A 21,370-nucleotide genomic window follows, 5' to 3' on the forward strand; every position below is an offset into this window, starting at 1 on the left:
TATACGCGGAACGTAGTAAAATTTTAAACGGAAGAACATTGGAGACGTCCTCCCCCAAAAAATTGTCATTACCAGTCATTGTAAGCATATTACTGACTGTCGTTCCGCTTGTTACGACCTCCATAGCAACAGCCTGGGCGATCAGCAACGAAGTTTTGTTACGCAACTGGCCATTTGAATACTGGGTGATTGCCACGCTGATATTAACATTGGCCTCCTCTGTTGCCCTCACACCGCCCACATTTCTAGCCTTGGTTTACGGATATTTCTTGGGCTGGACTGCATTACCATTGCTTTTTGGACTGAATTTGGGCGCTATTGCCATCATCTATGCATCCGCCAATTTCCTGCATGCTTCTTCGATCCGCAGCTATCTTGTTCAGGTTTACCCGCAAGTAAATTCGCTGCTCCGCAGATTTTATCAAAACGAATTGCGGCTCATATTTTTTGCTAAACTTTCCCCCGTTTTGCCTTTCGCCATCACCAATCTATTCTTCGCGATGGCCGGCGCGCGGTTCAAGCAAGTGCTGGCTGGCGGGACGCTCGGAATGATCCCGCGTACGGTTTTAGCCGTTTGGGCAGGGCGTGAAGCGCGTGACATTCGTTATCTTCTGGAACATCCCAATGAAGGTTTAGCCACTAAAATCATTTTGATCCTGCTTATCGTCGTTTCCACAATCGGCATTGGATATTTTTTTAAAGACAAGAAGATAGTAGAATAATCACATTGCACTTTTTAATAGCCGTCATCCTTTGGTAATATCGTACAATAAAAGGATATGAAACCATATAAATGCAGTGGTTCGATCCTGTTTCTTTGTGGTAAAGTTATAATTGTCCGAAAAGTTTAATGAAATCCTTACCATTCATCGATCTGGTTATTGTTATTGCCTATCTGGTTGGGATGGTTGGTGTAGGCATTTATTTTTCGCGGAACAACAATAGCACAGATCAGTTTACGAAAGCCTCCGGGAAGATTCCGGGCTGGGCGATCGGGATCTCGATTTATGCCACGTTTTTGAGCAGCAACACATTCCTGGGCGTTCCCGGAAAAGCATACGGAAGCAATTGGAACTCATTTGTATTTAGTCTGTCCATGCCTTTTGCAGCCTGGGTAGCAACCAAGTTTTTTATTCCTTTTTACAGAAATACAGGAGCGGTTTCTGCTTACACGCATCTGGAAGAGCGATTTGGTCCGTGGGCACGAACCTATGCCGTGGTTTGCTTTTTGCTCACGCAACTGGCCCGAATGGGTTCTATCTTCTTCGGGATCGCATTAAGTCTGCAAGCGCTTACGGGTTATCCGATGTCTACCATTATGATCGTGGTGGGGATTTGCATTGTGCTTTATACGGTAATGGGCGGCATGGAGGCGGTGATCTGGACGGAGGTTGTGCAGGGTGTGATCAAAACGGTGGGCGCATTTATCATTCTTTACCTGGTGATTTCGGGCATGGAAGGCGGATTTCCAAAGATCATGGAGATTGGTAAGGCTAATGATAAATTCAGCTTGGGAAGCTTCGCGCCTGATTTTACGCAAGCCTCATTTTGGGTTGTGTTGCTATATGGATTTTTCATGAACCTGAACAATTTTGGGATGGACCAGAATTATGTTCAGCGCTATCATACGACCTCGTCGATTAAGGAAGCAGCCAGCTCGGTCTGGCTTTGCGTTTATCTTTATCTGCCGGTCTCATTGATTTTCTTTTTACTCGGCTCATGCCTTTACGCCTATTATCAAAGCAATCCTGAGCTGCTCAACATTGTGCGCATGCAGGTGGCAACGGAGCGTTTACCAAACGGTTCATCACAAGCTATTTCGCAATTGGCTTCCACATTAACCCCAGCCGATTACGGGGATAAGGTAATGCCGCACTTTATGGTGACAAAAGTGCCTGTGGGCTTACTAGGGCTCATTATCGCTGCGATAATGTCGGCTGCCATGAGCACGATCAGCTCCGGGATGAATGCTTCGGCGACAGTTTTCTCCGTGGATATTTATCAGAAATATATCAAATCAGATCTCACGCAAAAAGAGTCATTAAGGCTGCTATACATTGCTACGACGGTTTTCGGACTCCTGGGAATGATCACGGGCATTGCAATGATCGGTGTGAAAAGTGTGCTGGATGTGTGGTGGATGCTTTCAGGGATTTTCGCAGGTGGCATGCTTGGTCTGTTCCTTTTAGGAATTGTTTCTAGGTCAACTAAGAATACGGAAGCGCTGACTGCCACATTGATAGGCATTGTCGTGATCATCTGGATGACATTCTCTTCGCAACTGCCTGATCAATACGAATATCTGCGCAATCCTTTGCACCAGAATATGATCATGGTCGTAGGCACGCTCACTATATTTTTGACCGGTATGTTATTAACGAGGCTGAAAGGCAAACCACAGCCGGAAGAAGAAGTTTTTGCAGACAAACACTAACACAATGCATTCGACACCATTATGACGAATTACACAACACCCTCCTCAAACTCATTACCCCAAGGCTTTATCCCCGTTATGTTGACCCCGTTTCTGAAATCAGGAGCGGTGGATTATGCTGGATTAAGGGCATTAACAGACTTATATCTGGAAGCCGGGGCAACGGGCCTGTTTGCTAATTGCTTGTCCAGCGAGATGTTTGAATTATCCGAACAGGAACGTTTGGATGTGACGCAGACGGTTGTAGATCAGGTTGATGGGCGTGTGCCTGTGGTTGCCACCGGGACGTTTCCGGGCAGCGTTGCAGAGCAGGCAGCATTTACAAAACGTATATACGAGACCGGTGTGCAGGCCGTCATCGTTATCACCGGCCTGATGGCCGAAGAGACGGAATCGGATGAAGTTTTTACAGATCGCGTTCTTGAACTGATCTCACTTACAGACAACATTCCGTTGGGCTTATATGAATGTCCTGTTCCTTACAAAAGGTTGATTAACAGTGAAATACTTGAAACTTTGATGGAAACGGGCCGCATCATTTACCATAAGGACACAAGTCTGGACCTGGACGAAGTGAAGCGACGCATTGCGGTTGCCGATGGCCATAAGTTTGGTCTTTACGATGCTTATATGGTGAATGCGGTTGCATCGCTCCGGGCCGGTGCGGCTGGGTTGTCTTGCATTCAGGGAAATATTTTTCCTGAGTTAGTGGTCTGGATATGTGATCATTACAATGATCCAGCCGCTGAAAACGACCTTGCGGAAGTGCAGCAGTTTCTTGAAGATTCCATGGACATTGTCCATTCGGCTTATCCGACGATCGCCAAATACAGCCTTAAACGACGTGGCTTCCCCATCTCCACTTACACGAGAAGGGAAGTGGACGAATTAACGCCTGAATTACAGGCCGGAATGGACGAATTGCTGGAAGAAGTTGAACGCCTACAAACCACATTGGGTATTACGAGCATTTTTAAAAAGAACCTGGTCAAGTAAAACCATTTCTACCCTTAATTCTTAAAGCTATGGATTTTCCAAATCAACACATTCTTTATCAGATCAAACAGGGTGATGAGGCTGCTTTCACGCAACTTTGCTCATACTTTTATTTTCCGGCGGTGAAATTTTGCTCGGTAATTTTGAAAGATGAAAAAGAGGCGGAGACGATTACGGAAAGCGTTTTTGCAAAGATCTGGGACGAGCGGATTGACATTAAAACCGAGGAAAATTTTCAGGCTTATCTGTTTTTGAATTTAAAAAGTGAGATTTTTTGTCAGATGAACCGCTATAATGATCCAGCGTCTAAGGAAATGTTTTTGAATAAAATCCATTCGTTCAGCGAGAACCAGCACCTTTGAGTTGAGCCTAAAAATATCTTTCTATAAATTGATATGATTGCTGGAAATGATATAACTATGTCAAAGTTTTTACGGAAAACGTAGATAGATATCCCGATTAGTTTCTTTTAAAATTGAACGGTGGCAACATAATGTTGTCAGGAAGATATTTAAAAATGAAACCGCACTTTCACAAAGTCCCGATCGCATCCCGGACTTCTTTCAGCATCCGCCACGACAAGGATTCCGGCTTCGGCACAGTATGGCATTACCATCCTGAGTTAGAGCTGCATTACTTGATCAAGGGAACGGGCGTGCGGTTCATTGGCGATAACATCAGCAATTTTTCGGATGGCGAGCTCATCCTTTTAGGTGAAAACCTGCCGCACACCTGGCGTGTGGAAGAAGGCGCCAGCAACACAGCCGTAGAAGTCATCATCGTTCATTTTCTGCCTAATTGCCTCGGAAGTGAACTGTTACAATTGCCGGAAGCTTACCAGATCCCTAAACTTTACGAAAAAGCGCGGCGCGGACTTCTGATCAATGGCAAAGCGAAGGAGGGAATTATTCCCTTAATGAAAGCGGCAGTTAATGCGCAAAATTTGGACCGGCTTATTGCATTGCTTTCCATTTTAAAGATTTTGGCAGAAGCCAGCGATTTGGAAACCATTGCGTCGGCGCACGCATTTTACAAATCCAATGACTCCGAAACGCTGCGCCTCAATAAAATTTACGCCTATACGCTCTCGAATTACAGGAACGACATTTCCTTACAAGACGTCGCATCGATTGCGAACCTGGGAATCACGTCCTTCTGCCGCTATTTTAAATTGATGACCAAGAAAACTTACAATGATTTTCTGGTCGAAATACGCATTAGTCAGGCTTGTCGGTTTTTGATTGAAGATAAATTGGCAACGGAGGTGATTTGCTTTGAGTGCGGCTTTAACAATGTTTCCAATTTTTACCGGCATTTCAAGAAAGTTACCGATATGACACCATTGGAATACAAAAGAAAATATTTGTATAAAACCGCACCAGAGCTGATCTGAGGACTAATTATCGTAATTTTACATCCATGGAAAAGCGGCCGGAACCTACAAGCGTCTAATCGATCAGCGAAGTATGCTTGGTATCCCGCATTTTGAAATAAATAATGAGGGAAATAAAAATGCAGGCAGTCACATACCAGTAATAATAACTTTCATGACCTAAGTTCTTCGCCCAAAGCGCCAGATATTCAGCCGTCCCGCCAAAGATCGCAACTGTAATGGAGTAGGGAAGGCCCACACCCAATGCCCGGACTTCCACCGGAAAAAGCTCAGCTTTCACAACTGCATTGATGGAAGTGTAGCCGCTGACAATGATCAGCGCTGCCATTAGCAAACCAAAAGCCGCCCACATGTTTGTAGTATGGCTTAATGTACTCAAAAGCGGATAGGTAAAAATTGTCCCAAGCACACCAAATGCAATGAGTAGTGGCCGCCGGCCGACCTTGTCGCTGATGGCGCCAAAAACTGGTTGCAGGCAGGCGAAGATCAGTAACGAACAGAATGTGAGGATTGTAGACTGGTATTTCGTCAAGCCCACTGTGTTCACCAGGAACTTCTGCATGTATGTTGTGTAGGTGTAAAATGCCAGCGTGCCTCCCATCGTAAGTCCGATCACGACCATGATCGCTCTCGGGTGTTTCAGAAGTTCTTTCAGTGACCCTTCTTTTTTTACAGCTGAATCTTTTGCTATAAAGGCTTCTGTTTCATTCAAATGCGTTCGCAGATACAAAGCGACCAGCGATAATGCTGCTCCCACAACAAAGGGGATCCGCCATCCCCAATCATGCATTTGCTGATCGGTAAGAAAGATATTTTGCAGGATCAATTGCAAACCCAAAGCCAGTAACTGGCCGCCGATTAATGTTACATATTGAAAGCTGGAATAGAAGCCCCGCCGCTCCTTGGTGGCGACTTCGCTCAGATAGGTGGCAGATGTGCCATATTCACCGCCCACACTGAGGCCTTGTAAGAGTCTGGCAATGAGCAAAAGAATAGGAGCAGCGATGCCAATGCTGTTATAACCCGGCAAAAATGCAATAAGGAGCGAACCGAAGGACATTAAAAGAACCGACAACGTCATGGCTTCTTTCCGTCCTTTTGTATCTGCGAGTTTTCCAAAAATATATCCTCCGATCGGGCGCATTAAAAAGCCTACCGCAAATATTCCGGCAGTATTGAGGAGCTGGACCGTTGGGTTGGAATCCGGGAAAAAGGAATTGGCAAAATAGAGCGAGAACGCGGAGTAGGCATACCAGTCATACCATTCAACCAAATTCCCGGCTGAGCCGCCCATGATGGCCCTGAGGCGCCAGTTTGTATCATTTTTTGGTAAAACTTGCTGCATATAATGGATTTAGGTTGCTCAATTTACTTAAATAAAGCACAAATCCACGTCGCAGCATGGTCCACAAGCTTGGTATGGCCGCTTTTTAATGTAACGTATTGATTCGCAGGAAGCAGCGCCGCTAGTTTCCGGACGCTCGCAGGTTTCAATAATGTATCAAACTCACCAACCAGCAAGTAAATCTTAACGTTGCTGCGAACGGCTAAGCGATGTAAAGCAGGAATGTCAAACCGGAGATTTCGGAAATTAACCCAGGAATTATAAATCGTCTGCCTTTTTTCAGGTGTATTCAGGACTTGCTGCACAAAGCGTTGCATACTCGAATTAATCCAACCTGCTTGTTTTGCGACATTTACTACACTAAAAAAAGGTTGTGGTTTCTGCATCGACCATTCAAAAACCCTCCTGGTCAGCCAAAACCGCGTCGCAAATCCATAAAGCGGATGCTCAGAAACGCCGTCCGGAGCGATCAGGAAAACATTTTCAATGCGATCCGGAAAAAACTCCAATGTAGCCAAAGCAAATCGCCCACCCATACTGAACCCGGCAACGTCGAATTTGTCAATATTATTTTTGGCAACAAAGTCCAGAATAATGTTTCGCCACAACTCTTTGGTTACTAGATCGCTTTTTGAAGAAATATTCTTTCCATGAAAAAATAAATCAAAAGCATAAATGGTATAATGTTCCCCCAACTGCGCTTCAAAAGACTGAAAACAACTTGCCCCATCCTGTGCGATCCCGTGAAATGCAAGAAGGATTTTCGGGCCGCGGCCGAGTTTTTGGTAAGGTAGGGTTATTAAATCCGGCATTACCAATGCACATTAACTGGATAAAGCTGAAAGTTTTCATCCTTTGTAACAACCGGAAATTGCTCTATTATTCCTTGCGCAATAATCAGTCGATCAAAAGGATCTTTGTGAAAAAATTCAAGTTGGCTTACGTGCCGGACATGTGATGTGGAAATGGGAAGAACTTCGATACCTGACATTTCCAGGTCTGCAAGAAAAATATCCAAAGACTTTTGGAGAAATAATTTTCCTATGCTGATTTTAATGGCAATTTCCCACAAAGAAGCGATACTGACATATTTTTTATTTTCACTATTTTCGATAGCTAATCGCGCTTTTTCGGACAAGTTCGCATCGCCTTCAAAGAACCAGATAAGTGCGTGTGTGTCTAAAATTATGTTCAAGGCATATATTCTTTAAAGTCATCCAAAGGCTCATCAAAATCAGGGCTCATCTTAAAAGTGCCTTTCATCATTCCAAATTTCAAAGGAATTTTTTTCGGGCTTTTGCTGCTGAGGTACTTGCTAATCAAGAAGTCTACATAGTCAGATACTTCCTCTTTTAGATTGTCAGGAAGGACTGACACCTTTCTTAATAATTCCGTTTCTGTCATAACATTTCGCATTTCACAGTAAGTTATCAAAAATAAAAAAAACCTCCAAGCATATCCACTAACGAGGACATTGCCAGGAAGTTTTTTAAATCCTAAAAATCTTACGATTCCATCAGGTAGGCTTTGATAAAATCATTGATTTCACCGTTTAAGACAGCATCTGTGTTGGATGTCTGGTGATCGGTTCTGTGGTCTTTGACGCGGCGGTCGTCGAGCACGTAACTTCGGATCTGTGAGCCCCATTCGATTTTTCGTTTGGATGCTTCCACTTCTGCACGGGCAGAATTCCGTTTTTCGAGCTCAATCTGATAAAGCCGCGACTTTAAAAGCCTGATCGCCACTTCTTTATTCATTAACTGCGAACGTTCCTGCTGACAGGCAATGACAATTCCCGAAGGTTTGTGGTGCAAACGCACTGCCGTTTCCACTTTGTTTACATTCTGGCCACCCGCTCCACCGGAACGATACGTGTCCCAGGTAATGTCTGCCAGGTTCACATCGATTTCAATGTTGTCATCAGCCAGCGGATACACGTAAACAGAAGTAAACGAAGTATGCCTTCTTGCATTGGAATCAAATGGTGAAATGCGGACGAGCCTGTGGACACCATTTTCTGATTTCAAATTCCCGTAAGCATATTCACCGTCGATTTCCAATGTAACTGACTTAACTCCAGCCACATCGCCATCCTGCAAATCCACTTCGCGGACTTTGTAACCATTTTTCTCCGCCCACATAATGTACATGCGCATGAGCATGGATGCCCAGTCCTGCGACTCCGTTCCGCCAGCGCCTGCATTGATCTCAATAACAGCCGGCAGTTCGTCGCCTTCTTCACCCATCATTTTCCGGAATTCGACTTCTTCGAGCTTATTGGAGAGCTTTTCGCCTTCCTCATCTACTTCTTCTTCCGTCGCCTCATCGGCCTCATAGAACTCCCAGATCGTGTCCAGATCATCGCGCAGGCGCGACAATTCTTCATATCCGTTTGTCCAGAATTTTAATCCGCGGATTTCCCGCATTGTTTTTTCGGCCCGTTCTGAATCGCTCCAGAACTCCGGTTGAACGGTCTGCTGTTCAAGATCTTCTAGCTGTTTTTTTCGGTTATCGTAGTCAAAGATACCTCCCCAAAGCCTCTACACGGGCCTTCAAGTCTTTCAATTGCTCTGCAGTCATTTGAATTTTTTGAATTTAAGTTGAAAATGTTCCAAAGCTACAACAATTAGCAATAACCCTCAGTTTCACGGCAAATAGGAAGCGTTGTACGTGTAGGCATTCCGGCAAATCGTCTTAACTTTGCAGGAAATTTTTGTCAACCCATTTCGTACAATAAAAATACCGGAAAATGGCTCAAGCATATGATGTGATAGTAATTGGCAGCGGCCCGGGAGGTTATCCCGCAGCCATTCGCGCTTCCCAATTAGGACTTAAAGTAGCAATTGTTGAAAAGGAAAGTTTAGGTGGAATATGCCTTAACTGGGGCTGCATTCCTACCAAAGCGCTTTTGAAAAGTGCGCAGGTTTTTGAATACATTAAGCATGCAAAAGATTACGGGATCAATGTTGGTGAGTCTGCTGCCGATTTCGGTGCAGTGATCCAGCGCAGCCGTGGCGTTGCCGATACCATGAGCAAAGGCGTTTCTTTCTTGATGAAAAAGAACAAGATCGACGTCATCATGGGAACAGCCAAGGTTAAGGGCCAAAAAACAGTTGCAGTTACAGACAAAGAAGGCAAAACAACGGATTACACGGCTGGAAAAGGTGTTATCATCGCAACCGGCGCACGTGCCCGTGAATTACCGAATATCAAAATCGACGGTCAGAAAGTTATTGAATACCGCAAAGCAATGAGCCTTGAAAAACAACCAGCTTCTCTGTTGGTGGTTGGATCGGGTGCCATTGGGATGGAATTCGCTTACGTATATGCGTCTATGGGCACGAAAGTGACTGTTGTGGAGTTCCTGCCAAACCTTGTTCCGGTTGAAGATGAGGATATTTCAAAAGAAATTGCAAAGCAATACAAAAAACTGGGCATCGAAACTTACGTTAACTCGACGGTTGAGACTGTTGATGTTTCCGGCAATGGTTGCAAAGTTTCTGTTAAGACTCCGGACGGACAAAAATCCTTTGAGGTTGATGTAGTGCTTTCCGCTGCGGGAATCGTTGCAAACCTTGAAAACATTGGTCTGGAAGAAACAGGCATTAAAACGGATAAGGGCAAAATCACTGTAAACGAATGGTATGAAACCAGCGTTTCAGGATTTTATGCGATCGGTGACTGTACGCCTGGCCCTGCTTTGGCTCACGTGGCTACTGCGGAGGGAATTATCTGCGCAGAGAAAATTGCAGGACACAAAACAGAAGCATTGGATTACGGAAACATTCCGGGATGTACTTACTGCCAGCCTGAAATTGCGTCTGTTGGATTTACAGAAAAAAAGGCAAAAGAAGCTGGTTATGACATTAAGGTGGGTAAATTCCCATTCAAAGCGTCTGGTAAGGCGGTTGGAGCCGGTGTTACCGACGGTTTTGTGAAAGTAATTTTTGACGCCAAATATGGTGAGTTCTTGGGAGCACACATGATTGGTGCCAATGTTACGGAAATGATCGCTGAGGTGGTTGTAGCCCGTAAACTGGAAACTACATCTCATGAAATTATGCGTGCAATCCATCCACACCCAACCATGTCCGAAGCATTAAAAGGTGCAACGGAAGCGGCTTACGGTGAAGCGATCGATTTGTAACATTAAATAAGTTATTGCTTCAAAATAAAGGGCATTCATTAGTTTGAATGCCCTTATTTTTTTATGTTTTACGTAAATTTGAAAATAGACCTAAAAAGTTTCTCAACGTCATTGCGAGCAGTGCATAAAACCTTACTCATTCTTGAATAATGCTACATACACACAGGAGTTCAACGAATTATGGAAAAGAGAAAGTGAAGTAAAATCTCGTTGGGGTAACATTATTTTTTGCATTGCCTATTTGTTTGGCTATCCCGCAACCTCGCTTCTTTACCTTTTGAGGAATGATCCTGCTTTTCATCGAATTCTGGGCGTTGAGCTTCTTTTCAGCGGTGTAACGCTCATCCTGCTTGTTCTGCATTTTACAGGCAGGATAACCAGCCAAAAGACCTCGTTTCTCGTTTATCTGGCCCTGCTTCTCGCGCACGCTTACATTCTGGCCACAATTCCGCATGCCTCTTATGATCGCGCAACATTCAATATGACGCTTGGGTTGATCTTTTCGTTTTTTGTGATCCGCTGGCCGGTCCGTTATAGCGCGACTGTTACGGCGGTTCTTTTTTTGCTTTTCCCAATGGCCTTATACTTAGGCCATCCGTCCTACTTTTATCAGTTTTTGGGTGAAGGGGGCCTGTTTTTCTTTATGGGACAAATGGTGTTTCCGTTTGTGATCTATTTTAGTCGAAAAAGGAATAAGCTGGAATTTTATTATCGCTATGCGCTTGCCGAGCAGAATGAGAAGCTGGAACAGCAGAAAGAAATCGCTGAAAATGCCACATTAGCGAAGTCCGAATTTTTATCAACCATGAGCCATGAGATCCGGACACCTTTGAATGGCATCGTGGGCATTGTGCATTTGCTTGAAGAGAATCAATCGAGGGATGAGGATGAAAGGGAGCTGATTGAAACGCTCAAATTTTCGTCGACGCATTTAATGGCCGTCGTCAATGACATTCTGGATTTCAACAAGATCAATTCCAATCACGTCATCCTGCATCCCGTGCCTTTTGATCCGGAGGATTTGTTTAAAAATCTTTACAACAGTTTCCTGCCGAGGGCCCGGGAAAAAGGGCTCGAACTCATCTTCGATTCACCCTCCGTTTTGCCGCAGCTGCGGGGCGATCAGATCAGGCTTAGCCAGATCATTACTAATCTTGTCCACAATGCCATCAAGTTCACGGATCAGGGATTTGTTCAGTTTTCTACCAAGGAAGTTGCCCGGACGAATGACGAGATCAGCCTTGAATTTTCGGTTTCGGATAGCGGCATTGGCATTACGGAGGATCAGCAGCGGAATGTGTTTGAGATTTTTACACAGGTAAAAAGCCTGATTAAGCGCCAGGACGGTGGAACGGGACTGGGATTGGCCATTTCCAGGGAATTGGTGCGGTTGTTTGGCGGGGAGTTGAAACTGAAAAGTGAGATCGGCAAAGGTTCCGTTTTCTCATTTCAGATCAAATTGCCATTTATAGCAAAATCAGAAGAAGCCGAAAAAGTGCCTGATCGTCCGGTTGCACCAAAATTCAATTCAAAATCCAAAATACTTCTCGTAGATGATAATGCGGTTAACTTAATGTTTGCTACCCGCCTACTGACCAGAAAAAATATCGCGTTCGACCTTGCTTCGGATGGCAAGCAGGCCGTGGAAAAGTATTTTTCTCAAAGTTATGACTTGATTTTCATGGATTTGCGCATGCCGGTTATGGATGGTTTTGAGGCAACCAAAATCATCAGGCAGCATGATCAAAACATTCCCATTGTTGCCTTGACCGCATCTGCATTTGAAGATGAGCGGGAACGTGCATTGGCGAATGGTTTCAGTGATTATCTCGTAAAACCATTCCTGCCTCCCGATTTCTACAAAATCGTACACACGCACATTGGCATTGAAAGCTGAATGTAGTGCCTAAAATTATTTCACTTTCTGCCGCCGTTGCATCGCTTCGCGCCATGTTGTAAGGATAATTCCTTCTTTTTCAATGTATTTTTTCAATTCAGGATCAATCATCGCTAAGAAGTCACCTTCACGCGTCGGCAACGAATCCGAAATGTGCGGAAAAATGTCGGAATGGATTGTGCAGTGCATAATGACCATCGTCAGGCCCGGTTTGAGCGTTTTTATAGCCTGAATGTATTTTTCGGTCTTGTATTTTTGAAGCGCTTTTTCTGATTTATCCCCATTTTCCGGACCTTTCCAGCCATAGCTTGTATTTTCCAGATCGTCCAGAACAGGAAGTCCGGCATCCCAAAGCTGTTTTCCGATGCTTTGGGTCATTTGGAAGCGCTCTGCGCTCATTCTTTCGTCCGCCTGGATCGACGTGTTATGCCCGCCCGGAAACATAACCGGAATTTTCTCCTGCATACCTACTTTTAGATATCGTTCCAGAAACTCGTTTTTTGCGAAGAGTGTGCCCATATGTGAATCCATGTGCGTTGGCTCGAAACCCATGGCCCGCGCACGGTCCAGCTGCGCGCGGATCTCCATTTCCACTTCATCCGCAGTTGCATTTTTAACAACATCGGCCACACTTCGCCACATCGCGCCTTCGGGATCAACCAGCCCTTTCACATTCGGCTTCCCGGCGAGCGGTCCCCAGCGATAATCTTTCCATTCGGACGTCATAGTCAGGTGAAGACCGGCATCAAGATCTTTGTTTTCTTTCCAATAGCTTACAAAACCCGGCACCCAGCCGCAGGGCATCATTACGCTCAGCGAATTGGCAACACCATTCCGGATCGCCTTAATCGCGCCCTGATTGGACTCATAAGACATGCCCACGTCATCCACATGAATGATAAGCACTTTTTTCCCTTTCGGGTAACCTAGTTTTTCAGCGTAAGTTTCAGCGGTTTGCGCCATAGCAACATTGGATAGCAGAATGAATAAGAAAAGTAATGTTGTTTTCATATAAGGATTCATTCAGGTTGTTTTAAGTTAAGGCAAATATTGGTTGTTATTACCCGTTTTGGCGCCTATTGTACTATCATTCTGCGGTTGGGATGTTTTAAGAAATACAATAGCCCCCGGTTTTTCACGTTATTTGCCAAAATCAGCCACCCCGCATGATCCATTTCCGAAGTCTGCTAACCTGTTCATTTCTTCTGTTTGTTAGTGCCGCGCAAGCGCAACATTTCTCGCTTAGCCGCCTTTTTTACCCGAATTTAACATTAAAAGCAGACTATGCCGTGCCTTCCAGCATGAACGGAACGCAGGATTATGGTGTGACAAGGACCGGTTTTTTAGGCATAATCCCCATCCACAGCGAAGTGCAATTGGGTTATAGTTTGAGAAAAAAGTTTGATCTGCGTGCAGTGCACACGGTTATGCTGGCGCAATACAACCAGATCCAGCCGACCGTTGATGGAAAAAATACTCCTGAACATGGATATAAAACGCTTTCATTGGGTGTAATCCGGCTTCAAGCCAGCATTAAGGACCGGCTTTGGGTGTATGGAGGAGGTTTGGGAATGACAGAGACCAATGAGACTTTTTTTAGTCCGCAGCCCTTTTTCTGGGGAGGCGCGGCGCGGATGCACATTCTCGGTTTGCGTACACAGATTTTGTATGGATCTGTTTTAGCCTATAACCAAAAGCTGCGTTTCGTGCCTGTTTTTGGGGTAAATAAAGGTTTGGGAAGACATTGGCGCGTTTCCGCATTGCTGCCTTTTATGGCCAATGCCAATTATAAAGCCACCAAATGGTTTAATGTGGATTTCCTGGCAGGACTAAGTGGTTATAGTGGCGGGTTTCAGATACAAATGCCTGAGGAAAAGATGCTTAGAAGAGAGAATTATCGTCAGATCAAGACAGGGATTTCTGCTAATGCACATTTGTTTACAGCCATTAATGTGTCCCTTGAAGCGGGCGTAAGCACTTTCCGGCAGATCAAAACATTCAACAGCGCACGGGAAAACCTCACTTCCTACACGCCGGCAACGACTCCTTACATTGGCGCAAGCGTTCGTTACATTACGAGCCGGTCGAAGCTTTCTTCGAAATTTACGAGGAGAATGGGGTTAGGGCAGTCCGGGATCAACTGGTAATTTGAAATTCAGCTGATTCCAGTTTGAGCTTATGCGAAAGCGGGTGGAATAATAAGGTTCAGCGCTTCGGTTTTAAGCAACTCCTTATCGATCGGCACCACACCAACCAGTTCACAAACCAGGCCGCCGCCAAGATTTGAAATCGCAGCAATGGTTTTGGAAGGAAGGCCCAACGCAACGCAACAAGCGGCAATGCTGATCACCGTATCGCCAGCCCCGGAAACATCCGCAATTTGCCTGATATGCGCCGGTAACTTGTGGACTTCATCCTGATAATCAATGATTACACCGCGTTCTGAAAGTGTAATTAATGCGCCCTTCACATTCAGTGCTTCTTTCAAATGCCTCACGGCGTCGCGAAGTTCTTCCTGGTTATCAACATTGAATTCAATTTTCAAACCTTCGCGCAATTCTTTCAGGTTTGGTTTAAATAATGTGGTGTTGTTGTAAGCCAGGAAATTTCGTTTTTTGGGATCTACAACGGTTGGCACATTGTGTTCGTTGGCAAATGCAGTGATCTCAGAAATAGATTCCGGGGTTAGCACGCCTTTGTCATAATCTTCAAAAATGATCACATTGCTGCTAGGAATCAGCTCTTTGGCTTTTGCAATGAGCTTTTCTGTTTCAGTTTGAGAAACAGGCTTATCCGTTTCTGTATCAATGCGGACAACTTGCTGAGAACCAGCGATAATACGTTCCTTAATGGTCGTAATCCTGCTTTCACTGCGGATTAAGCCCTCGCAATTCAAACCTTTGTCCTTCAGACTGTTTTGAAGCAAATCTCCCGAGCTGTCTGTGCCAATTACTGTGCAGATAATGGCTTCTGCACCAAGCGATTGCACATTAAGAAGCACATTGCCGGCACCGCCGAGACGATACTCACGTTTTTGAACATTCACAACCGGAACCGGCGCTTCGGGGGAGATCCTTTCCACTTTTCCCCAAACATATGAGTCCAGCATTACATCTCCGATAACCAGTACACGCAAGGTGTTGAATGCTTCAAAAACCTGATTGATATCCATTTAAAATTCTTCCTATTAATTCAAAATATTCGATCCGGCCTGACTAAATCAGACATTCGTAACAAAATGCAGGCTGGAAACCTGGAACCGCTTGTTCAGATAAAGCCTGTGCGCATCGGTCCGCGCCTCAGACACACCTGAATCGAGGTGAACTTGTGCATAATTTCCATGCCTGGCAAAATCCAAAATCCAATCTATTAAAATGCCCGCAAATCCTTTGCCGCGTTGTTCCGGTAAAGTGGACAGATCATCGATATAAATGTAATCCCCTCTGAAAAGGTTATAACCTGTTTCAAAAACCGCAACAGCTGCGGCTTCTCCGTTTTCTTCGATAAAGATAATTTGACGGTTATCTGCAAGCGTTTTTCTCACGGCTTCCAGGTAAATGTCGTCAGTAAGCTGGGGACGTAAAGCCTGAATCGCCCTGCGGCATTTCTGCATGTCGCTTTCAGTCTTTACAACTTGTACATTCGTCATCCTTTATTGACCGGAATGGTGAGGTTGCTCAAATTATGACCCATTTTATCTCTTTTTGTCAAAAGATATTTCTCGTTATGCGGGTTCGAAGGAATTTCAACATTCACCGAATCCACGATTTCGAGCCCGTAACCGATCAAACCAGCGCGTTTTTTAGGATTGTTGGTAATGAGTTTTAACTTGGTCACGTCGAGGTCACGGAGGATTTGGGCGCCAACGCCGTAATCGCGGTCGTCCATCGGGAAACCGAGTTCCAGATTGGCTTCAACCGTATCCCTGCCCATTTCTTGCAGTTTATATGCTCTTAATTTATTCAAAAGGCCGATTCCGCGTCCTTCCTGGTTCATATATACGATCACGCCCTTGCCTTCCTTGTCCACCATTTCCATGGCAGCATGCAGCTGGGGACCGCAGTCGCAGCGGCAGGAGCCGAAGATATCGCCGGTAACGCAGGATGAATGTACACGCACGAGAACGGGCTCATCTTTTTCCCAGGTTCCTTTTACCAATGCTAAATGCAGATCACCCGTGTTAATCTGACGGTAGGCTATCAAATCAAAATGGCCCCATTTGGTGGGCAAATCCACGCCGATCTCTCTTTTAATTAAGGACTCTTTTTGAAGTCTGTATTCAATTAAGTCTTTAATACTAACCAGTTTAAGGTTAAAGCGATTGGCAATTTCCCGAAGCTGAGGCAAACGGGCCATGGAGCCATCCTCATTCAGAATTTCTACCAAAACTCCTGCTGGTGCTAACCCCGCAAGCCTTGGAAAATCGATAGCCGCCTCGGTGTGTCCGGTGCGTCTCAGCACGCCGCCCTGCTTGGCTTTTAATGGAAAAATATGTCCCGGGCGTCCGAGGTCTTCGGGCAATGTGTCAGAATCAACAAGCGCTTTGATCGTTTTGGAACGGTCGCTGGCCGAAATCCCTGTGGTGCAGCCGTGTCCCAGCAGATCGACAGAAACGGTAAATGCGGTTTCGTGCAAAGCAGTGTTCGTGCCCACCATCATTTCGAGGTTCAGCTCAGCACAGCGCTCTTCGGTAATAGGAACGCAAATCAAACCACGGCCTTCGCGGGCCATAAAATTGACAATTTCTGGGGTTATGAGCTCGGCGGCACAGATAAAGTCGCCTTCATTTTCACGATCCTCATCATCAACGACAATGATCATTTCCCCTCTTTTTATGGCCTCTATGGCCTCATCTATGGAATCCAGAACTATTGGAATGCTATTATTATTCATTAATCAGGTTGACGAAAAATAGTTTTAAACAAAAACTCGTTTTTACTCTGCAAAGGTACATGCTTAATGTTGAAAAGTTCTATTTTTGAACCTCCATTGCATTCTAACAAAGCTTTTAGCTTATCCGTTTCAATGACCGGCAGGAACTATCCAGCCCGTCATTTTGAGATAAATTTACTCACTCATGAAGATTAATCTACTGATATTGTTCCTGTTAAGTGCCTGTTTGTTTGTTCCCCAAAATGTAATCGGACAAGGCTTCTGCGGTACAACCGGTAAATTTCTCGTCACTCCCACCGAAGGCTGCGCACCATTGACAGTGAATATTACGAATCAGATGGTTAATGCTGAAAATGTAACATACGCCTATAATTTCGACAAAAACAGCACTTCGCCGCCGGAGGAAAAGGACCGGTCTTTTGAGCTTTCCCATGTTTATAATCTTGCCGGGACTTACACCATTTTGCAATATGGCAGTATTAAAGATGTCGCGGGATTCAGCCTTTGTAAAGATGTTATTGTAAAGGAAAACCGGGCTCCCAAGGCAGAGCTGATGACTTGTAACAATGGCCGTGTGCGGCTTACGCTCATTAATGATGCGATCTCCTCCGCTTACGACGCGATTGAGATCAATTGGGGTGATCGTAAAAGTCAGTCGGTTAACATTAAAAATGGCGGTGTGCTTTTTTATGATCATCAATATGCTTCCGCCGGCAATTTTCCAGCAATTACTGTGCAGGGAAAACATGCTTCCGGGAATTGCAGCCAGACTTTAAAAACCACATTAACCAAAGAAACTGCACCGCAGTCGCTGGCAAAAATCAGGATCAGGAGCGTGGAAATGATTGCGTCCGGCGAGGCAAAAATCCTCTACGATGGCATGGAAGGCATTTCGACGGAAATCTGGATTGACAAAGGGGATGGGCAATTTGTATCCACAGGCAAAGGCGGTTCATCGGCCGGCGCTCAATCCGCAACAATTTCGGGGCTTAATGCCAAGCAGGTGTATCGTTTTAAATTGTCGTCCAAGAATTTTTGTGATAACTTGATAGACAGCCCGATCGTCAGCAGCATGGTGGTTAAGGAAGGTTTGGTTTCTTTGGATGAGATCATTTCTGTGTCCTGGGAGCATTATCCAAATACTGACAATCTGATCCAATATCAATTAAAGCGTGACGGCTCGGTCATTTTTTCATCATCAGAACAGCTTTCCTATCTCGATACGGATGTCAAATGCGGGACTACTTATCAATATGAGATTGTTGCGATCATTGAAAATGATGTCCGTTCGTACTCAACGCCTTTCAGCATTGCTCCCAAAAGTGCATCGCCCGAAACGATCACGACTGCCAGTGTAACAGTTAAGGATGAAAAAACCATTTCTACACAAGTTGCCCTGAGCGGCGAAGGCCTTACCAGCGGTTACGACCTCATTATTGAACGTGCAGCATTGGGAAGTCAGGATTTTCAGCAAGTTTCCCAACCCGACAATCAAAGTTTGTCGTTTGATGACGTAGAGGTGAATCCAAATGAGCTTTCGTATTGTTACCGGTTCACTTATGAAAATGCCTGCAACCTCAAATCGCCCGCACCCAGCACGCCGATTTGCTCGATTCTTCTTCAAAACCGGATTTCTGATGTTTTTTGGAATGCCGATGCTCCTTTTACGGCCAGCGTAGCATCTTATGATTTGATTCAAACGGACAATGCCGGGAATGTCCAGGATGAGATTCCCAAGCAGTTGGAGACCGGTCACGTGCTCGATATCGGATCGCAATCTGCCTTTTCATATCAGGTAAAAGCCCGCTCCGCAGACGGGAATATGGAGAGTTATTCCAATGTACTTTCGTTGCGGAGAGATCTCATAGTGCTTATTCCGGACGCATTCACCCCGAATGGCGATGCTTACAACGAGCGGTTTGAAGTGAAGGCCTATTCTATATCAAAATTCAGCATGTCTGTTTTTACGCGTTGGGGTGAGGTTGTATTTCAAACCGATGACATTGCAGGCAGTTGGGACGGAAACATTAAAAACGAGAAAGCACCAGGAGGTTATTATTTGTATAAAATCGAGATGACGGATGCGTTAGGGAGCCAGATTTCCAGAAATGGGAGTTTTTTATTGATCAGATAGGATTTTTTTAATGGCTTGTGGATCAGAATAATACTTTGAATGCAATCCCGTTTAATAGTTAAGCGGCATTCTCGCCCGAAATAGATTATTTTTGCAAACCCTTTTACAACCATCAGTTCTTCATAACACTCCCAATTACTATGAGTCTCTTAACAAAGTCATGTTATAATATTGCACACTTATGAGATTAACACTACTAGCATTCTTCTTTATTTCACTCTTTTTCAGCGGAAAACTACAAGCACAGGGCGGACTCTGCAATGTTGGCGGTGGAGATTTCAATGTAAGTCCCATGGAAGGGTGTGCACCACTTACTGTTAGTATCACTAGTAACGTGGCTAACGCAGTCGATGTGGCCTATGCTATTGATTACAGAGGGCAAGCGAATCCCGGTGTAAGCCCATTATCCACATATCGATATGGTGTTGCTGGGAATTTTACAATTCTGCAAAAAGCTTTTTTGTCAAATGGAACTGTCGTTTATCAGTGTAAAAAAGTAAATGTTCTTGAAAGTCAGCCCGTTGTAGCACAATATACATCTTGTGGGGGAGGGAATGTAACTTTGTCAATCACCGATGATGCGATTTCAAAAGCCTATGATCAGATATCCATAGATTGGGGAGATGGACGTTCGCAAATATGGAATAAGGGAGAAAGTTTAAGTTTCGATCATACCTATACAGACGTTAGCAGCAGTCCGACTGTCACAATAACCGGTCGCTACAATGCAGGCAGGGGCTGTGACGGTGGTAGGGTAGCTACGCTTCCCATATCTTTTCAGCAAGCGCAATTGAATAGTATAGAAATAAAATCGGTTGAGATGCGGGGAGATGGAACGTTGCGATTGAGTTATTTGGGAATAGTTGCCATTCCGACCGAAATCAAATATTCTACTGACGGAAATAACTATGTGGCCGACGGGAAGCGTTCTTCCGGAGGTTTGCAACCCTATGACATCAAGAATCGGAATTTAAATCAAGTTTATCAGGTAAAGCTATCTTCTCAAGACCTATGCTCCGGCGAAAGAGATAGCAAAGTATATAGCAGCATGACCCTCTCCGGCAAGTCTGAGGATGGAAAAATTATCCTTACATGGAGCAAATATCCAGACGCGGCTGACTTTACATCTTATGACCTTTTGAGGGATGGGACAGTGATTAAAAGCTTCACATCCATCAACGACATTACATATACAGATGAAGACGTTCAATGTGGCAGTTATTCTGAATATCAGGTTGTTGCAAAGATTAATGATGTGACTTCAACTTCCGCGCCAGTGGGTGTAAAGGCTGAAATTGCAACGCCCAGGCCAATCAAGGAAGCTGCGGTGACGGTTGCCGGGGATCACATTGTAACCATCAAGGCAAATGTTCCAGGTGCTGGTCCTAACAGCACTTACGACCTTACCATTGAGAGAGCGGAGGCTGGTGCGACGTTATTTAAGAAGATTATCACGCTTTTTAATCAAAGTGAATATTCGGATCCGGATGTTAAAACCAATGATCTTTCTTATTGTTACCGGATAAGTTATACCAATTCCTGCGGTCAGAAAGTCCCTGCATCCCAGCCGATTTGTACGATTTTACTTAAAAAGAATTTAACTACACTTAACTGGACAACAGAGACGCCGATTCTCGGTGGCGTTTCGGGCTATGACGTGATCCAGGCTGGTTCGAGCACGACAGAGGAGGTGATTCCCGTTCAGATGAATACGAATTACACTATTAAGGTGAATGCACAGAGCGACCTTGAATACAATTTCCAGGTTAGGGCTAATTCTACTGCGGGCGGGTTTGAGAGCTTGTCCAATATCATCAATTACAAAAGAAGCGCGGGTGTTTTTGTCCCACAGGCTTTCAGTCCGAATGGTGATGGTTATAATGATATTTTAGAAGCCAAATCCAATCAGCTTCAATCCTTTAACTTCTCCGTAATGAACCGCTGGGGAGAGGTGGTTTTCCATTCCAACGACATTGCAACGGGCTGGGACGGGACCATAAACGGGGCAAATGCGCCGGTTGGATCGTACGTTTACAAAATGACTTTCGTGGACGATATCAATCAAACTGTTGAAAAAAGTGGTACATTTATGCTTTTACGATAGGAACCATTTCCGGTAAAAAGGTTTTAT

Annotated in this window: 19 protein-coding genes; 10 read left to right on the forward strand and 9 right to left on the reverse strand. The window is 44.8% G+C overall.

The window, feature by feature from the left end; all coding sequences use genetic code 11:
* The first annotated feature begins 38 nt into the window (after positions 1-38).
* The 5 genes from L0659_RS15800 (at position 39) to L0659_RS15820 (ending at position 4,823) form a co-directional block, all read left to right on the forward strand.
* Entirely contained in the window at positions 39-722 is a 684-nt protein-coding gene (locus tag L0659_RS15800) for a TVP38/TMEM64 family protein (protein WP_235127471.1), read from the forward strand.
* Positions 723-850: 128 nt separating this feature from the next.
* Positions 851-2,434 (forward strand): sodium:solute symporter, encoded by a 1,584-nt coding sequence (locus tag L0659_RS15805; RefSeq protein WP_235127474.1) that lies wholly within the window; start codon positions 851-853, stop codon positions 2,432-2,434.
* Between the two features lie 21 nt (positions 2,435-2,455).
* On the forward strand, positions 2,456-3,430 hold the full coding sequence (locus tag L0659_RS15810; RefSeq protein ID WP_255727373.1) for a dihydrodipicolinate synthase family protein: 975 nt from the start codon (positions 2,456-2,458) through the stop codon (positions 3,428-3,430).
* Between the two features lie 29 nt (positions 3,431-3,459).
* Positions 3,460-3,792 carry an RNA polymerase sigma factor gene (locus L0659_RS15815; protein ID WP_235127479.1) on the forward strand — a complete coding sequence of 111 codons (333 nt, stop codon included), beginning with the start codon at positions 3,460-3,462 and terminating at the stop codon, positions 3,790-3,792.
* Positions 3,793-3,947: 155 nt separating this feature from the next.
* Complete coding sequence (locus tag L0659_RS15820) at positions 3,948-4,823, forward strand: AraC family transcriptional regulator (RefSeq protein ID WP_235127482.1); 876 nt, start codon at positions 3,948-3,950, stop codon at positions 4,821-4,823.
* Between the two features lie 55 nt (positions 4,824-4,878).
* Here L0659_RS15820 and L0659_RS15825 read toward each other — a convergent pair whose 3' ends face one another.
* From L0659_RS15825 to prfB, 5 genes are all read right to left on the reverse strand, one after another.
* Complete coding sequence (locus L0659_RS15825; RefSeq protein WP_235127489.1) at positions 4,879-6,168, reverse strand: MFS transporter; 1,290 nt, start codon at positions 6,166-6,168, stop codon at positions 4,879-4,881.
* A gap of 23 nt (positions 6,169-6,191) precedes the next feature.
* On the reverse strand, positions 6,192-6,980 hold the full coding sequence (locus L0659_RS15830) for an alpha/beta fold hydrolase (protein ID WP_235127491.1): 789 nt from the start codon (positions 6,978-6,980) through the stop codon (positions 6,192-6,194).
* Positions 6,980-7,363, reverse strand: a complete 384-nt coding sequence (locus L0659_RS15835; RefSeq protein ID WP_235127493.1) for a type II toxin-antitoxin system VapC family toxin — start codon at positions 7,361-7,363, stop codon at positions 6,980-6,982. The genes L0659_RS15830 and L0659_RS15835 overlap by 1 nt, the downstream gene beginning before the upstream one ends.
* Positions 7,360-7,572 carry a DUF2281 domain-containing protein gene (locus L0659_RS15840; RefSeq protein ID WP_235127495.1) on the reverse strand — a complete coding sequence of 71 codons (213 nt, stop codon included), beginning with the start codon at positions 7,570-7,572 and terminating at the stop codon, positions 7,360-7,362. The genes L0659_RS15835 and L0659_RS15840 overlap by 4 nt, the downstream gene beginning before the upstream one ends.
* 101 nt (positions 7,573-7,673) lie before the next feature.
* Positions 7,674-8,748 (reverse strand): peptide chain release factor 2 gene (gene prfB, locus L0659_RS15845; RefSeq protein WP_235127502.1). Its coding sequence is split into 2 segments (ribosomal slippage): positions 7,674-8,687 and positions 8,689-8,748, totalling 1,074 coding nucleotides; the frame shifts between segments, so codons are not numbered across the junction.
* A gap of 169 nt (positions 8,749-8,917) precedes the next feature.
* Between prfB and lpdA the strand changes: the two genes are divergently transcribed.
* Together lpdA and L0659_RS15855 are read left to right on the forward strand one after the other, a co-directional pair.
* Positions 8,918-10,315: a dihydrolipoyl dehydrogenase gene (gene lpdA, locus L0659_RS15850; protein WP_235127504.1), complete on the forward strand. Its 1,398-nt coding sequence runs from the start codon at positions 8,918-8,920 to the stop codon at positions 10,313-10,315.
* Between the two features lie 142 nt (positions 10,316-10,457).
* Complete coding sequence (locus L0659_RS15855; RefSeq protein ID WP_235127513.1) at positions 10,458-12,212, forward strand: response regulator; 1,755 nt, start codon at positions 10,458-10,460, stop codon at positions 12,210-12,212.
* A gap of 15 nt (positions 12,213-12,227) precedes the next feature.
* On the opposite strand, the gene L0659_RS15860 is transcribed toward L0659_RS15855, so the two are convergent.
* On the reverse strand, positions 12,228-13,223 hold the full coding sequence (locus tag L0659_RS15860) for a polysaccharide deacetylase family protein (RefSeq protein WP_235127515.1): 996 nt from the start codon (positions 13,221-13,223) through the stop codon (positions 12,228-12,230).
* Between the two features lie 155 nt (positions 13,224-13,378).
* Here L0659_RS15860 and L0659_RS15865 point away from each other — a divergent pair, with 155 nt between their 5' ends.
* Positions 13,379-14,359 carry a hypothetical protein gene (locus L0659_RS15865; RefSeq protein ID WP_235127516.1) on the forward strand — a complete coding sequence of 327 codons (981 nt, stop codon included), beginning with the start codon at positions 13,379-13,381 and terminating at the stop codon, positions 14,357-14,359.
* Positions 14,360-14,388: 29 nt separating this feature from the next.
* Here the strand turns inward: L0659_RS15865 and L0659_RS15870 are convergent, their stop codons facing one another.
* The 3 genes from L0659_RS15870 to L0659_RS15880 are packed head-to-tail and all read right to left on the reverse strand — an operon-like array spanning position 14,389 to position 17,105.
* Positions 14,389-15,384, reverse strand: a complete 996-nt coding sequence (locus L0659_RS15870) for a bifunctional heptose 7-phosphate kinase/heptose 1-phosphate adenyltransferase (protein WP_235127523.1) — start codon at positions 15,382-15,384, stop codon at positions 14,389-14,391.
* A 48-nt stretch (positions 15,385-15,432) separates the two neighbouring features.
* Positions 15,433-15,861, reverse strand: a complete 429-nt coding sequence (locus L0659_RS15875) for a GNAT family N-acetyltransferase (RefSeq protein WP_235127527.1) — start codon at positions 15,859-15,861, stop codon at positions 15,433-15,435.
* On the reverse strand, positions 15,858-17,105 hold the full coding sequence (locus L0659_RS15880) for a bifunctional 3,4-dihydroxy-2-butanone-4-phosphate synthase/GTP cyclohydrolase II (protein WP_235127529.1): 1,248 nt from the start codon (positions 17,103-17,105) through the stop codon (positions 15,858-15,860). The genes L0659_RS15875 and L0659_RS15880 overlap by 4 nt, the downstream gene beginning before the upstream one ends.
* A gap of 184 nt (positions 17,106-17,289) precedes the next feature.
* Between L0659_RS15880 and L0659_RS15885 the strand changes: the two genes are divergently transcribed.
* Positions 17,290-19,239 carry a gliding motility-associated C-terminal domain-containing protein gene (locus tag L0659_RS15885; RefSeq protein ID WP_235127531.1) on the forward strand — a complete coding sequence of 650 codons (1,950 nt, stop codon included), beginning with the start codon at positions 17,290-17,292 and terminating at the stop codon, positions 19,237-19,239.
* Positions 19,240-19,420: 181 nt separating this feature from the next.
* Positions 19,421-21,343 carry a gliding motility-associated C-terminal domain-containing protein gene (locus tag L0659_RS15890; protein WP_235127534.1) on the forward strand — a complete coding sequence of 641 codons (1,923 nt, stop codon included), beginning with the start codon at positions 19,421-19,423 and terminating at the stop codon, positions 21,341-21,343.
* The last annotated feature ends 27 nt before the right edge of the window (positions 21,344-21,370 follow it).

It is taken from the genome of Dyadobacter sp. CY347, assembly GCF_021502655.1.
Lineage (GTDB): Bacteria > Bacteroidota > Bacteroidia > Cytophagales > Spirosomataceae > Dyadobacter.